Source organism: Streptomyces sp. NBC_01471 (genome assembly GCF_041438865.1).
Taxonomy (GTDB): domain Bacteria; phylum Actinomycetota; class Actinomycetes; order Streptomycetales; family Streptomycetaceae; genus Streptomyces.
Genome location: NZ_CP109450.1, coordinates 1,641,735 through 1,656,541 on the forward strand (window position 1 = coordinate 1,641,735; position 14,807 = coordinate 1,656,541).

The following is a 14,807-nucleotide window of genomic DNA, read 5'->3' on the forward strand; positions in this document are numbered from 1 at the left end:
CTGCGGCGCAGGAAGCACCGCAGGCAGGTCTGTGTCCGCCGACCCCGGAGGGTCAGTCGGTAGCAGTGGCGGGTACGGGGGCCACAGGGGCCGCTCCGCACTCACATCCCACTGCGGGGGGCTGCGCGTCGCGGAGTTCCGCGATGGCGGCCTCAAAGTCTTCGAGCGAATTGAAAGCCCGGTATACGGACGCGAAGCGCAGATACGCGACAAGGTCGAGTTCCTGCAACGGGCCGAGTATGGCCAGCCCGACATCGTGGGTGGTCAGCTCGGCACCCCCGGTGGCGCGCAGCGCCTCCTCGACCTGCTGGCCGAGTTTCGCGAGAGCGTCCTCGGTGACCGGCCGCCCCTGGCACGCCTTCCGCACACCCGAGATGACCTTCGTACGGCTGAACGGTTCGGTGACCCCACTGCGCTTGATCACCATCAGTGAGGCCGTCTCCACCGTGGTGAAACGGCGGGAGCAGTCGGGGCACTGGCGACGCCGGCGGATCGACGTGCCGTCGTCCGTGGTGCGGCTGTCGACAACGCGGCTGTCAGGGTGCCTGCAGAAGGGGCAGTGCATGGTTCCCGAGCCTCCTTCGCAGTACGACTGAATAGCCTCGCCGGGCCCGGAACGAGCCCCTCGAAGCAGCCCCAAGCATAGGCGATGACCCGAGCCACGAAGGACCAGGGACCACAACTTCTGGGTGGCTGTTTCAATCCAACCACTAGATCTGGGGTTCACCACCGCTTTCACGGAGCGCGTGTCGCGCTCGGCCGCCGCGACGGCCCGGCTCGCAAGAGAGTACGGGAAGCACCTCGGCGGCCGGATCGCGGGCCACCAGGGACCACCGGCCGACGACGGGCAGCCACAGGCAGCACAAAAGGTGATGACGGGCGGGGATCCCAGTGCGACGCTCCGCAGCCGACCGCCCCGCGGCATCGAACGCAACCGGCGGACGGTACCGTAATCGACCGAATTGCCTTTCGGCCCTGGCCGCGCTCTTACACCCGACACTGCGCTCACGTGAAGGATATTTCATTTTTTCACTCGAACGTGTGTTTGGCGCAACCTTTCGAAAGCCACTACCGTTGTCCAACTAGGGAGAGAACATCTCGAGAGGGGCCGACGACGTGACCACGACCGCAGACACCGCCACCATCACCGCCCAGGATCGTTCGCAGAACCGACTCGAGCCGGTGCATGCCATGAATGACGCAGCTACGGGCCCGGAGGGCCAGCTGCCCCCGCGCCCCGCGCGCTCGCTGCCCGGACGGCCTCCCGGCATCCGGGCGGACAGCTCCGGGCTCACCGACCGGCAACGACGGGTCATCGAGGTGATCAGGGACTCCGTGCAACGCCGTGGATACCCGCCCTCCATGCGCGAGATCGGCCAGGCGGTGGGGCTGTCCAGCACCTCGTCCGTCGCCCACCAGCTGATGGCCCTGGAGCGCAAGGGCTTCCTGCGCCGCGACCCGCACCGGCCCCGGGCGTACGAGGTCAGGGGCTCCGACCAGCCGAGCACCCAGACCACCGACACCACGGGCAAGCCCGCAGCGTCGTACGTCCCGCTGGTCGGCCGGATCGCCGCCGGTGGGCCGATCCTGGCTGAGGAGTCGGTCGAGGATGTCTTCCCGCTCCCCCGCCAGCTGGTCGGTGACGGCGAGCTGTTCGTCCTCAAGGTCGTCGGCGACTCGATGATCGAGGCCGCGATCTGTGACGGCGACTGGGTCACCGTGCGACGCCAGCCGGTCGCGGAGAACGGCGACATCGTGGCAGCCATGCTGGAGGGCGAAGCCACGGTCAAGCGCTTCAAGCGCGAGGACGGCCACGTGTGGCTGCTGCCGCACAATGCCGCCTACCAGCCGATTCCCGGTGACGACGCCACGATCCTCGGCAAGGTAGTGGCTGTGCTCCGACGCGTGTGAGCACCGCGTCGGCCCTGAACAGGGCTCCGGAACTCACTGCGCCGGTTCCGGGGCCCTGCCATTTCTCAGCATTTTCCCGCGCCTTTATCCAGGCGCGCTTCCCCATGCTTTTTCAGCCTCTCGACCCTTGTCGCCGTTTCTCGCTTTGGCGGCACAGCAGCGCAGTCACGGCCTACCGACCGGCCTCCTTGGCCACTGCGTCGATTGCCGCCAGTGACCGGCGGACCTGGTTTCGGTCCGTGGTGAACCAGAAGTCTGGCAGCGAAGCCCGCAGGTAGCTGCCGTAGCGCGCGGTGGCCAGCCTGGGATCCAGCACCGCGACGACGCCGCGGTCCCCCATGGCCCTGACCAGTCGGCCGGCGCCCTGCGCCATCAACAGAGCGGCATGCGTCGCCGCAACGGCCATGAACCCATTGCCACCGCCCTCCTCCACCGCTTTCTGCCGAGCGCTCATCAACGGGTCGTCGGGGCGGGGGAAGGGGATCCGGTCCATCACCACCAGCTGACAGCTCGGTCCCGGCACATCGACACCCTGCCAGAGGGACAGTGTCCCGAAGAGGCAGGTCTCGGGATCGGCCGCGAAATTCTTGATCAGCTCACCGAGCGTCTCCTCGCCCTGGAGCAGCACACGCCTGTCCTGCCTGCTGCGCAGCTCCTCAGCCGCTGCCTGAGCGGCCCGCATGGAGGAGAAGAGTCCGAGTGTGCGTCCGCCCGATGCCTCCACCAGTTCGGCCAACTCGTCCAGCATGTCGGTACGTGAACCCTCGCGGCCCGGGGCCGAGAGGTGCTTGGCGACGTACAGGATGCCTTGCTTGGCGTAGTCGAACGGCGAGCCGACATCCAGGCCCTTCCACTGCGGGACGTCCTCCCCCTCGGCGCCCTCGGGTGAGAGACCGAGGGAGGCGCCGACCCCATTGAAGTCACCCCCGAATTTGAGCGTCGCGGAGGTGAGGACGACGGAGCGGTCGGCGAAGAGCTTCTCCCGGAGAAGCCCCGAGACGGAGAGCGGCGCGACTCGCAGGGAAGCCCCGAAACGGTCATGGCGCTCGTACCACACGACGTCGTACTCGGATCCGAGAGTGATCCGCTCGGCGACGTCGTGGATGGATTCGACGGACGCCAGCGCCTGTTTCCGCACGACATCCTCGTCCTGGACGGACTTGTCCCGGGTGGCACCGAGGGCCGAGATGACCGTCCGGGCCGCGTCACGCAGGGCCATGAGCGCATATCCGAGATCCTCGGGAATTTCCTCGAGTCTGCCCGGAAGCGCCAGCTCCATGACACGTTCGAAAGTCTCGGAAGCAGTCTGGAGTGAGTCCGCCGCCTTCTCGTTGACGAGCTTGGCCGCCCGCCGTACCGCCCTGTTGACCTGGCCCGGAGTGAGCTCGCCTGTGGCTACGCCGGTGACCCGTGAGACCAGCTCATGAGCCTCGTCCACGATCAGCACCTCGTGCTGCGGGAGGACCGGGGCGCCCTCGATCGCGTCGATGGCGAGCAGGGCATGGTTGGTCACCACGACATCCGCGAGTTTGGCCCGCTCACGGGCGGCCTCGGCGAAGCACTCCGCCCCGTAGGCACATTTGCTCGCCCCCAGACACTCCCTGGAGGAGACGGAGATCTGCCCCCAGGCGCGGTCGGAGACACCCGGAGTGAGATCGTCACGGTCCCCCGTCTCCGTCTCGTCCGCCCAGTCCCGCATACGCAGCAGGTCCTGGCCGAGCTTGCTGCTGGGGGCGGCCGTCTCGAACTGGTCGAACAGCCCCTCCTCCTCTTCCTGCGGTACGCCCTCGTGCAGGCGGTGCAGACAGAGGTAGTTGGACCGCCCCTTCAACATGGCGAACTGCGGGCGGCGCCGCAGCAGTGGGTGCAGGGCCTCGACCGTACGCGGGAGGTCGCGCTCCACGAGCTGCCGCTGGAGTGCGAGCGTCGCGGTGGCCACCACCACCCGCTCCCCGTGAGCCAGCGCGGGGACCAGGTACCCCAGCGACTTTCCGGTACCGGTACCGGCCTGGACCAGCAGGTGGGCGTTGTCGTCAACGGCTTCGGCAACAGCCTCGGCCATGGTGACCTGGCCGGGCCGCTCCGTACCGCCCACAGCGGTCACGGCGGCGTGCAGGAGCTCGGGGAGGGAGGGCTTCGTCATAGCGGGACCACCCTACGGGGCAGCACTGACAATCGGGGTCACACCTCATGCAGAGGGTTGGCGACCGTCCCGTGCACGGCGGCGTGCGGCCGGTTCGGGCGGTCGCGGTAGCCGTCGAGGTGGAGCCGGTTGCGATTCAGACAGAGCCGTTCGATCCGGGGAGTGAGCAGGTCGAACATCTCGTATCGCTCCTTGAGCTCGGGGAACCTGGCCTGATGGCGGAGGATCTCGGCACGTACCAGCCGCCAGAAATCGGCCTCCGCCACTCCTAGTTGATCTTCACAGAGAGGGGCGAGGTAGCGGAACACTCCGACGAAGAGTCCGGAATGGATGAACTGCGTCAGAAAAGCCGGCTCCTCGGTCAGCAGCACGTCCCGTACGTCGGCGGGCATCGAGTCGTGTTCCGGCAGCGACTCCGCGCTGACGTTGACGTCGTCGACGAAGTCCTTGATCGCGAGCCGTACGGGGACATCGTGGGCGTCGAAAACGACGATGGCGTTCTCACCGTGCGGAGAGAAGACCGTCCCGTAGTGGTAGAGGAAGCGCAGCAGTGGGGGAAGGAGCGCCGCGAAGAGACGGCCGAGCCATGCGGTGGGTGTGAGTCCCGACCGGGCGACGAGCTCCGCGGTGAACGAGCGCCCCTGAATATCGGTGTGGAGCAGGGAGGCGAGCGTACGAGCCCCTTCGCCGGCGGCCAGCTGGATACCGAGCGGCTCGCGCCAGATGGCACCGAGGAGTTCCCGGTATTGGTACGGGACTTCGGGCAGATGGTCGTACAGAGGGTGCGCGACAGCGACGGAGGCGACTTCGCCCAGCAGGATGACGCCGCACTCGTCGCGCAGGAACGCATCGCTGTCGCGCAGTCCCTGGACCCAGGCGGTGACGGCCGGAGCGGCGAGAGTGCGCTCAGTGGGCAGGCCCCGCCAGACCAGGGTGTTGAGGATCGACAGCGGCAGCTTCACGGTGTGCCGCTCGGGGTGTTCCACGTTGAGGAAAGTCCGGATGGACTGCTGTGGCAGTCGTGGATCGGCATCGGCGTGGAGCGGGACGATCTGGCTGTGGGCGATGGCCGGTGCGTAGAGCGGAAGGATCACTTCGTCCCACTGCCAGGGGTGGACGGGAAGGTAGAGATAGCCTTCCGGATCCAGCCCACGTTCCCTTAACTCGGCGGCGAAGGACTCCCGGACTGCGGGGTCGAGCTCGCGGCGGTAGAGCCGGTCGGGTGTCGCGAGGCCGGTGACGCCCCGGTACTGCGCGAGTTCCGTGCTGACCGCGATCCACGGCAGTCGGGCGGGCCGGCGGGACTCCGGTGTCCAGCGGGCGGCGTCGGCCGCGGAGAATCCGATCCGGCCCTTGTTGAGAACGAGCCAGGGGTGGCCGGTCTGATGGCCTTCCAGCTGCGCGTAGTCGAGTTCGGCGAGTTCGGCGGCGGGGAGCGCGGTGTGATCGATACGGGCGTCGGCGGCGAGCGTGGTGGTCAGCTCACGGACCAGGTGCCCGAGAGTCGCCCCGTCCAGTGCGAGGAGCCTGCGGGCCAGGACGAGGAAGCGGAGCGGGTCGCTGAACGGTTCGCCCTGGAGCGCGATGGTGTCCGGGTCGATGTGCCAGTGCCCGTAGGCGCCGCGCCGGGCATGAAAGGTCAGCGGCAGATCGTCGTCCAGCGTGAGGGTGCAACGGCCGCCGGTCCGTACCACCGGCTCGATGATCTCTTCGTAGGCGAAGGCGCTGAGCATCTTGGCGAGAAGACGGCGGGCCGCACGGTCCCAGTCCTCGGGGTTCAGTTCGGCGGGTGCGAGCAGGGTCGGTTCTGCTTCGGAGTCGAAGCCAGCAGACGGGTTCAGCACGGGGACTCCTCGGGGTGGAACCGATTCGGGACGGGCGGTGTATCAAAAGCAGCAGATCGTCACGGGCGGGGATGCGTGGAGAACAGAAAGCTACGGATCGGGGGTGCAGAGGTAAGCGAGCGGTGTAAGAGCAGGCGCTCGGAGGACGGTCGCTGAGGGGTGGTGGAGGGAGGCGTTCACATCAGGTCACGGAAGGCGCGGTCGCGGACCATCAGCGCCGCACGTTTGTCGGGAAGGTCGACCTCAGCCGAGTAGCGGAAGCCCGCGCCGAGAAAGGCTGACACGGAGGGGGTGTTGCGCAGGTCCGGCTCGGCGACGACACGGGTGCACTGTGGTCGGTTGTCCAGTACGAGATCGGCGACGGTACGCAGCAGGGTGGTGCCGGTGCCACGCCCCCGGTCGGCGACTCCACCGATCAGAAGGTGCAGACCGGTGTCGTGGGGGCGTGCCGGATAGTGCCGGGCGAGGGGATCGAGATCGGCGCGGTAGACCTCCCAGTAGCTCATGGGAGTGCCTTGGAGTACTCCGAGGCAGGGGACGCTCCGGCCGTCGCCGTCCAGTTGGGGACGCAGGTGAGCGCGGGTGACGGACTCGGGGCCCGACAGTTCCCAGAAGGCGGCGACGGCAGGGTCGTTCATCCAGTGGCTGAGGAGAGAGAGGTCGCGTTCGATGTCCACGGGGACGAGCTGGAAGACACCGGCCGGGGTGGCGGCCGGCTTCCAGGCGCCGGGTCTGTCCAGCAGGTCGCCCCCGGCGGAGCCGGGAGCGACGGGCCACGGAGCGTGTGCCGGGTCACCAGTGCGCAGCAGTGACAGCAGATCCTCGGACAACTGCAGATCAAGGGTGTCCTCGGACCCCTCGTCGGTCCGCGGGACAGGTCCTGTCCCGGTATCGGTGCTCGCATCTGTGGAGTGCACGGCCACGCTCCTCATTTCTGCTCAGCTATCGGTCGGATCATGCCCCAGTGGGATGAAGGGGGTTGGTGAGACGGACGTAGACGGACTGGGTGTCGACCGGGCCGACGAGCTCGTCGAGCCCGTGGAGTCGGGTCAGCAGATTGGCCTTGGTACGAAGAACGGGGGTGTCCAGAAGTTGAGCGGGCAAAGGGGAGCCGAGTGCGGTGGCTCGGGTGAGGAACTGTCGGAAGGCGGCGATCAGCAGCTGTTCGTCGGCGAGTCGCTGGGCGCCGAAGGCGCCGATCAGGCCGAACACGTTGTTGATGGCGAGGTAGTAGGCGAAGCGTTCATCGGTGACGTCGTCGGCGACGAAGGTGTCGCTTACGGCCCCGATCCCGGGGAGACGCTTCTCCAGTGCGGAGCGGTGGGATTCCCGGAAGTAGTAGCCCTGGTTGTCGCGGTACCGGCCGCCGACGGGCCAGCCGCCGGGGCCGAGGATGACGATGGTGTTCTGCTGATGCGCTTCGAGGGCGATGCCTGCGGTGCCGTCCAGCCACAGCACCGGGCGTACCACGTGGTCGAGATAGCGCAGGAACCACTCGGTGGCGACCGCTCCGGTGGACCGCCCGGTCCTGGCCGCGAGTGCGGTCACGATGTCGGCGAGCCGCGAGCGCATGGCGCAGCCGCCGGGGCGGGGGCGGATCGCGGTGAGACCGGCGACGCAGACGGCGTCGTCGGTGGTGCTGAACGGGTTGTGGCGCAGGACGACGTCGAAGCCCGGAAGCGGTTCACCGTCAGGGGTGTTGACGGCCAGCCAGGCGGGGTCGCGGACGATGTCGAACCCTGGGTGAGCCGCTTGCAACGCCCCACCGAGGCCACTCCTCAGCACCCGGTGGACCTCCACACCGCGGTGCAGTTCCTTGCGGAGGTTCTCACGCCGGGAGTTGGTGATGCGGACCCCGAGGGACAGCTTGAGCATCGCTTCGACGCCCGGGCGGTGGACGGTGCGTACGGAGGAAGTGGGATACCAGCGCTCGCCGTACGGACCGAGGTCGTGGAGCAGCCCCGCGTCGAGAAGGGAGGCCACTGCGGGGCGGTGGGCCAAGTCCCGGGCCTGCCAGGGGTGGAGCGGCAGAAGGGCAGTGTTGTCGGGGTGCTGGAGGGCGCCCGCAAGGCGAACGGTGAGCTGGTCGGCGGGCAGCGTGCGCCCCCCTTCCGTCCATGCCGAGTCCTGCGCGAGCACGGAACGGTCGACGGCCATCCAGTGCAGGGCGAAGGAACCGTGCAACTCCGGTGAATACAGTCGGAGTTCGGCGTCCGACAGCCCCTCGCGACTCTTCGGGGTGGGGTGCAGCGGGTGACCCAGCAGGAGAGACTGCTCGGCGGTCAGGAAGGGGTCCGCCTCACTGGACGGCTCCGGACTGAGACGGCGCTCCGTGATGAACGCGGCGGTCCTTTGGACCGAGTCGGCGACCCGGCCCACCATCTCAGTGCTGTCGCTCTGACCCGCCTCCCTGCCAAGGAGAGCGGCGATCGTGACGGCGTCGGCGCGGGGCGCACCGATCGATCCGCCTTCGAGAACCGGCTTGCCGAACCGGTGCCAGCCGGTGGCCGACCAGTACAGGACAGGGACGAGCAGCGCGATGCCGCTGGCGTTGAGGGGAATGCGCAGTGTGGGCCCGGTGGGCGCGGAGAGGTTGGTCTCCCGTACCCAGCAGCGGAGCAGGTTCTCGACGGCCGCAGCTTCGGCGGCCGTGTTGGAGTCCGATGCGTCGATGGGGTCTTCGAAGAGGCCGGATGCCAGGTGCCCGTCCGGGGTACGGCCTGCCTGCATCTGGCGCGGCACCGTCTCCGGGCCTGCCGAGAGCGAACCGGCCGACACCGGGCCGACAGTGAGGGAGTCGGCCCGGAACGGGTTGGCCGGGAGCGGACCTGCCGTACGACTGCTGGGAACGGCGGAGTCACCGGTCTCGGGGGCATCAGGGTCGGGCGTGGGGTTCACGGAGTGCTTCCTTGCGCGGCCGGGGGGAAGGGGGGGAGGTGGTTCAGTGCGGGGGCAAGTGTCAAGGCGGCCGTGTACGGCGCGTTCGGCGGCGGACAGGGCATCTACCAGCCGGTCCAGAACGGCCTCCGCCTGTTCGTCGGTGAGGGTGAGGGGAGGCAGCAGACGTACGACGCTCGCGTGGCGGCCGCCAAGTTCGACAATGAGCCCCCTGGCCAGACACGCCCGCTGTACAGCGGCCGCGAGCACGGGGTCAGCGGGAGAGGGGCCATCAGGGGCGGGGACGCCGGCGCCCGGGCCGCGGGCATCCGCGGCGGCGGTTGTTCTGGCAGCTTCAGTACTGGCGGCTTCGGCGGCTTCGGCGGCTTCCGGGTCGACCAGCTCCAGGCCGATCATCAGGCCCCGGCCGCGTACGTCTCCGATGACGGGGTGGTCGGCGGCCAGGCCCCGCAACCTGCCGATCATCCGTGCGCCCAGGTCGGCCGCCCGTTCGGCGAGCCGGTTCTCACGGACATGAGCAAGGGTTGCGGCGCCCGCGGCCATGGCGAGCTGATTGCCGCGGAAAGTACCCGCGTGGGTACCGGGCTCCCCGCAGTCCAGTTCCGACCGGTAGACGATGACAGCGAGCGGGAGGGAACCGCCGATGGCCTTGGACATCACCATCACGTCGGGCACGATCCCGCTGTGCTCGACCGCCCAGAAGGCACCGGTGCGGCCGACGCCGGTCTGCACTTCATCCGCGATGAGCGGAATCGACCGGTCACCGGTGATCTTCCGCATGCGGCGCATCCAGCTGTCCGGGCCGGGGATCACCCCGCCCTCACTCTGCACCGGTTCGAGGATCATCCCGGCGGGCGGAACCACCCCGCTCCTGGGGTCGTCGAGAAGGTTCGCGGTCCAGTTGCCGGCCAGCTCCGAGCCCCGGGCACCACCGATGCCGAACGGGCAGCGGTAGTCCTGCGGATACGGCAGCCGGGTGACCTGCACGTCGGGGGCGCCGCCGGACACCGTCAGCGCTCCGGCCGTCATGCCGTGGCAGGCACCGGCGAACGCGAGGATCCCGCTGCGCCCCGTCGCGGTGCGGACGAGTGCGAGGGCCGCTTCGACCGCGTCCGTACCGGCCGGCCCGCAGAACTGCACCCGTGCCTGGTCGGCGAAGGAGCGCGGCAGCGTTTCGAACAGCTCGGTGGTGAAGGCGTCCTTGACCGGCGTGGCGAGATCCGGGACATGCAGGGGCGCACCCGAGTCGATCACCTTCTTGATCGCTTCGAGTACGACCGGGTGGTTGTGTCCGAGCGCCAGGGTCCCCGACCCCGACAAACAGTCGAGATAGCGCCGTCCGTCCGCACCTTCGATGGTCAGCCCGCGAGCGCGCACCGGCACGATCGGCAGCGACCGCGCGTAGGTACGGGCTGCGGATTCACGCAGCGACTGCCGGCGCAGGATCCCCTCGTGCGCTGTCGTCGCCGGTGCGGCTTCGGTCACGGCCACTGCTGTTGGTCCTCCCGCTGTACGGATCGGCCGTCGCGCCGCTCGCCCCACGACCGTCGCCCCGGCGCCGAACGCAGCCCAAAGGCCCCCATCCGTACCAACGACGAAGTCACCCGGGGATCACGGGTAAGTCGGAAGATCCTTGCGGTGGCGGAACCGTGGCCCTGCCTTATGCCGTCCACATCGGCACCGGCATAGTGGGGCCCGCACTTTGGTTCCGCTCAGCTCCGCAGTACCGATTGCGGTACCCGTGCGGTACCCATCCACAGTGCCGAAATCTGTTGTTCCGGAGTCCCAGGGGGAATCACCACATGCGACCGCTGCACCCGACTTCCACCGAACGCCACGGGAGGCGCGCATCCCGGCGAACCCTCCCCGCCATGACCGCGGTTGGCCTGACGGCGGTGCTCGCCCTCACCGTGACCGCCTGCGGTCCGGGCGACGACGGCGCCAGTGACAAACCGGCCTCCGGCACCTCATCGTCCTCGGACGGCAAGGTCGTCATACCGGACAACGTCAAGGGCGCGCTGAAGAAGCACGGCATCGACCTGGACAAGTGGAAGCACGGCGAGTGGAAGAACTGGAACAGGGACAAGTGGCTGCGCGAGGCGCAGGACTTCGTCAACCCGGTGATCTCCGGGCTCTGGGATCCGTCCAGGATGCGGCACGCGTCCAAGCCCCCGGAGAAGCCGGTCGACAACGACATCTCCGGTGACAAGGGGGTGACCGACCCGACTCCGGCGCCGGTGACCGCGCAGGGCGTGAACGCCCCGTACCACCAGAGCATCCCCGAGGCGGGCAAGGTCTTCTTCGACAGCCCCGAAGGGTCGATGGTCTGCTCGGCCACGGTCGTGGAGGACCCCGCGCATCCCGGGAAGTCCAACCTGGTGTGGACCGCGGGCCACTGTGTGCATGCCGGGAAGAAGGGCGGCTGGTACCGGAACATCGCCTTCGTCCCCTCGTACAACAACAGTGGCGAGTCCGCCGCCCAGCTGCAGAACGCCCAGAAGGACGAGGTCGCTCCGTACGGCGTCTTCTGGGCGGACTGGGCTCAGACCTCCGAGCAGTGGATCAACGACGGCGGCCCCACCGGTGGGCAGGGCGCCCCGTACGACTTCGCGGTCCTGCACGTCACTCCGGAGAAGGGCAGCACCAAGTCCCTGGAGGAGACGGTCGGAGGCGCGCTTCCGGTGAACTTCAACGCGCCCGCGGTGCCGAAGATCCCGAGCCTGACGGCGACCGGTTATCCCGCGGCGCCGCCCTTCGACGGCCAGAAGCTGTTCCAGTGCTCCGACCGTCCGGGCCGGCTCTCGCTCTCCGCGGCCGACCCGACGATGTACCGCGTCGGCTGCACCATGACCGGCGGATCCTCCGGCGGCGGCTGGATCGCCAAGGGCGCCGACGGCAAGCCCACGCTGGTGTCCAACACCTCCATAGGCCCGGTGACCGCAGGCTGGCTGGCCGGTCCGCGGCTCGGGAAGGTGGCCAAGGGCGTCTACGACTCGGTCAGCAAGAAGTACGCAGGCCAGTAGGCCAGTAGGCCCAACCTTGTCCCGCCTTGTCCCGTGGACAGCGGCGACGATCACGCACCATCAGGGGGAACAGTTCCATGCGATCCATCCGTCCGATACTGACCGCCACCGGAGTGGCCGCGGCCCTGGCGCTGACGGCCACCGCGTGTGGCGGTGGTGACGACAAGGCCGCCGCTCCGGCGGCCGGCACCTCCTCGGCATCCGCGGCGTCCCCGGCGTCCGGCGCCGATGCCGCGGCCGGGGTGGCCGACGCCCTCAAACGCCACGGTGTCGACCTGGCGAAGTGGAAGAGCGGCCAGTGGAAGAACTGGAACAAGGACACGTGGCTCCGTGATGCCAAGGACTTCGCGAATCCGGTGATCAAGGGGCTGTGGAAGCCCGACCGGATGAAGACGGCCAAGGACCCGCAGAAGACCATGGCCTACGGCGACAGTTCGGGCGACCAGAACGTGACCGACCCGGAACCGGCTCCGGTGAAGGCCCAGGAGGAGAAGCACCCGTACCACCGGTACGCGGCGCCCGTCGGGAAGGTCTTCTTCGACTCCCCCGAGGGCTCCATGGTCTGCTCGGGCACAGTCGTCAAGGACCCGAAGCACCCGGGCAAGTCCAATCTGGTGTGGACCGCGGGCCACTGTGTCCACGCGGGCGGCAAGGGCGGCTGGTACCGGAACATCATGTTCGTGCCGTCGTACAACGACCAGGGCAAGTCGATCGCCCAGCTGCGGAACGCGCAGCCGCAGGAAGTCGCCCCGTACGGCGACTACTGGGCCGACTGGGCCATGACGTCCAACGCGTGGATCAAGGACGGCGGCCCCACCGGCGGGCAGGGCGCCGCGTACGACTACGCCCTGCTCCACGTGAAGCCGGAGAACGGCGGCAAGTCCCTCGAAGAGACCGTCGGCAACGCGCTGACCGTCGACTTCAACGCCCCCGCGGCCAAGAGCATCTCCGCGATGGGCGCCTGGGGTTATCCGGCCGCCCCACCGTTCAACGGGCAGCTGATGAACAAGTGCGTCGACCGGCCGGGGCAGCTGTCCGTGGGTCCCGGCACACCGGCGATGTGGCGCATCGGCTGCACGATGACCGGCGGTTCGTCCGGTGGCGGCTGGTTCGTCGCGGGTCCTGACGGCAAGTCGGAGCTGGTCTCCAACACCTCGATCGGCCCGGTCATCTCGGGCTGGCTGGCAGGGCCGCGGCTCGGCCAGGGTGCCGAGCAGCTCTACCGGGCGATGAGCAACCGGTACGCGAACCAGTAGGACGGAAGGCCGGTGTGGAGCACCGGCAACGGCCGAGGGCCTGACCACTCTGCGCAGAGTGGTCAGGCCCTCGGCCGTTGGCATCCGACAGCACGGAAGGTGCCGGAAGAACACCAGGAGGCTGTGGCGCTGAGTGCGTCAGGGCGCCACGGGTACGTACGGCGCCAGATCGGCTGCCAGTTCCTCGTGTACCAGCGCCTTCAGCAGGGTGCCTTCGGGGGTGTGCTCCTCGGAGATCACTTCCCCGTCGGAGTGCGCGCGGGCGACGAGCTGTCCGTGCGTGTACGGCACGAGAACCTCGACCGCCACCTGCGGCCTGGGCAGTTGCTCGTCGATCAGCGCGAGCAGCTCGACGATGCCCTGCCCCGAGCGGGCCGACACTGCGATGGCCCGGCGCTCGATGCGCAGCAGCCGCTGCAGAACGAGGGGGTCGGCCGCATCCGCCTTGTTGATCACCACGATCTCCGGGACGTCGGTGGCTCCGACCTCACGGATCACCTCACGCACGGCGGCGAGCTGCTCCTCCGGGGCGGGATGCGAACCGTCCACGACGTGCAGGATCAGGTCGGACTCGCCGACCTCCTCCATGGTGGAGCGGAACGCCTCGACCAGGTGGTGCGGCAGGTGCCGGACGAATCCGACGGTGTCCGCCAGCGTGTAGAGCCGCCCGCTCGGTGTCTCGGCCTTGCGCACGGTCGGGTCCAGGGTGGCGAACAGCGAGTTCTCCACCAGTACGCCCGCGCCTGTCAGCCGGTTCAGCAGCGAGGACTTGCCCGCGTTGGTGTATCCGGCGATGGCCACCGACGGCACCTTGTGACGCTTGCGCTCCTGCCGCTTGATGTCACGCCCGGTCTTCATCTCCACGATCTCCCGGCGCATCTTCGCCATCTTCTCGCGGATCCGGCGCCGGTCCGTCTCGATCTTCGTCTCACCGGGACCACGGGTGGCCATACCGCCACCACCGCCCGCACCGGCACCGCCCATCTGCCGGGACAGCGACTGGCCCCAGCCGCGCAGCCTCGGCAGCATGTACTGCATCTGCGCGAGCGCGACCTGAGCCTTGCCCTCCCGGGACTTGGCGTGCTGGGCGAAGATGTCCAGGATCAGCGCCGTACGGTCGACGACCTTGACCTTGACGACGTCTTCGAGATGGATCAGCTGGCCGGGGCTGAGCTCACCGTCGCACACGACGGTGTCCGCACCGGATTCGAGCACGATGTCCCGCAGCTCCTGCGCCTTGCCCGACCCGATGTAGGTGGCCGGGTCCGGCTTGTCTCGGCGCTGGACCACTCCGTCGAGGACCAGCGCGCCGGCCGTCTCGGCGAGGGCCGCCAGCTCCGCGAGGGAGTTCTCCGCGTCCTGTGCTGTGCCCGAGGTCCAGACGCCGACCAGCACGACGCGCTCCAGACGCAGCTGCCGGTACTCGACCTCGGTGACGTCCTCGAGCTCGGTGGAGAGACCGGCCACCCGCCGGAGCGCGGCGCGCTCCGAGCGGTCGTACTGGTCACCGTCCCGCTCACCGTCGATCGAGTGGCTCCAGGCGACGTCCTCTTCCATCAGGGCATCGGCCCGAAGGCTCTCGTTGAAGCTCAGCGCTTCCTGCTCGTGCGCGTCCTGGGAAGTGGAAGAAGAGGAGGTCATTGGATCCTTACGTCGAGCCGGTAGAAAGATTCGTTCGTCAGTCACAACGCGTGACGGCCGCCGATGATTCCCTGAGGCCCCACCGGGTCCG

The 14,807-nt window shown here is 68.7% G+C and carries 9 protein-coding genes and 1 pseudogene; 3 read left to right on the forward strand and 7 right to left on the reverse strand.

Annotation, left to right across the window (positions count from 1 at the left end; all coding sequences use genetic code 11):
* Positions 1-52 precede the first annotated feature (52 nt).
* A complete protein-coding gene (nrdR, locus tag OG285_RS07245; protein ID WP_356829967.1) occupies positions 53-565 on the reverse strand; it encodes a transcriptional regulator NrdR in 513 nt (170 codons plus the stop codon).
* A gap of 551 nt (positions 566-1,116) precedes the next feature.
* On the opposite strand from nrdR, the gene lexA reads away from it, so the two are divergent.
* Positions 1,117-1,911 carry a transcriptional repressor LexA gene (gene lexA / locus OG285_RS07250; RefSeq protein WP_371790544.1) on the forward strand — a complete coding sequence of 265 codons (795 nt, stop codon included), beginning with the start codon at positions 1,117-1,119 and terminating at the stop codon, positions 1,909-1,911.
* A gap of 172 nt (positions 1,912-2,083) precedes the next feature.
* Here lexA and OG285_RS07255 read toward each other — a convergent pair whose 3' ends face one another.
* The 5 genes and pseudogenes from OG285_RS07255 to OG285_RS07275 form a co-directional block, all read right to left on the reverse strand.
* Positions 2,084-4,054 carry an ATP-dependent DNA helicase gene (locus OG285_RS07255; RefSeq protein WP_356829963.1) on the reverse strand — a complete coding sequence of 657 codons (1,971 nt, stop codon included), beginning with the start codon at positions 4,052-4,054 and terminating at the stop codon, positions 2,084-2,086.
* Positions 4,055-4,092: 38 nt separating this feature from the next.
* Positions 4,093-5,898: an IucA/IucC family siderophore biosynthesis protein gene (locus OG285_RS07260; RefSeq protein WP_371790545.1), complete on the reverse strand. Its 1,806-nt coding sequence runs from the start codon at positions 5,896-5,898 to the stop codon at positions 4,093-4,095.
* Positions 5,899-6,074: 176 nt separating this feature from the next.
* Entirely contained in the window at positions 6,075-6,830 is a 756-nt protein-coding gene (locus OG285_RS07265; RefSeq protein WP_371790546.1) for a GNAT family N-acetyltransferase, read from the reverse strand.
* A gap of 22 nt (positions 6,831-6,852) precedes the next feature.
* The gene (locus tag OG285_RS07270; RefSeq protein WP_371793476.1) at positions 6,853-8,796 is read right to left on the reverse strand and encodes an IucA/IucC family siderophore biosynthesis protein; all 1,944 of its coding nucleotides are present in this window, start codon (positions 8,794-8,796) and stop codon (positions 6,853-6,855) included.
* Between the two features lie 108 nt (positions 8,797-8,904).
* A pseudogene (locus OG285_RS07275) lies at positions 8,905-10,338 on the reverse strand (diaminobutyrate--2-oxoglutarate transaminase family protein); the annotation flags it as partial.
* 260 nt (positions 10,339-10,598) lie between these two features.
* Here OG285_RS07275 and OG285_RS07280 point away from each other — a divergent pair.
* Together OG285_RS07280 and OG285_RS07285 are read left to right on the forward strand one after the other, a co-directional pair.
* Entirely contained in the window at positions 10,599-11,819 is a 1,221-nt protein-coding gene (locus tag OG285_RS07280) for a hypothetical protein (protein WP_371790547.1), read from the forward strand.
* 77 nt (positions 11,820-11,896) lie between these two features.
* Positions 11,897-13,075, forward strand: coding sequence for a hypothetical protein (locus tag OG285_RS07285; RefSeq protein WP_356829952.1), 1,179 nt, complete (start codon positions 11,897-11,899; stop codon positions 13,073-13,075).
* A gap of 138 nt (positions 13,076-13,213) precedes the next feature.
* Here the strand turns inward: OG285_RS07285 and hflX are convergent, their stop codons facing one another.
* Positions 13,214-14,716: a GTPase HflX gene (hflX, locus tag OG285_RS07290; protein ID WP_371790548.1), complete on the reverse strand. Its 1,503-nt coding sequence runs from the start codon at positions 14,714-14,716 to the stop codon at positions 13,214-13,216.
* Between the last annotated feature and the right edge of the window lie 91 nt (positions 14,717-14,807).

Coding starts and splice junctions, on each gene's coding strand:
- nrdR (WP_356829967.1), bottom strand. CDS start 565: ATGCACTGCCCCTTCTGCAGGCACCCTGACAGCCGCGTTGTCGACAGC.
- OG285_RS07285 (WP_356829952.1), top strand. CDS start 11,897: ATGCGATCCATCCGTCCGATACTGACCGCCACCGGAGTGGCCGCGGCC.
- OG285_RS07255 (WP_356829963.1), bottom strand. CDS start 4,054: ATGACGAAGCCCTCCCTCCCCGAGCTCCTGCACGCCGCCGTGACCGCT.
- hflX (WP_371790548.1), bottom strand. CDS start 14,716: ATGACCTCCTCTTCTTCCACTTCCCAGGACGCGCACGAGCAGGAAGCG.
- OG285_RS07265 (WP_371790546.1), bottom strand. CDS start 6,830: ATGAGGAGCGTGGCCGTGCACTCCACAGATGCGAGCACCGATACCGGG.
- OG285_RS07280 (WP_371790547.1), top strand. CDS start 10,599: ATGCGACCGCTGCACCCGACTTCCACCGAACGCCACGGGAGGCGCGCA.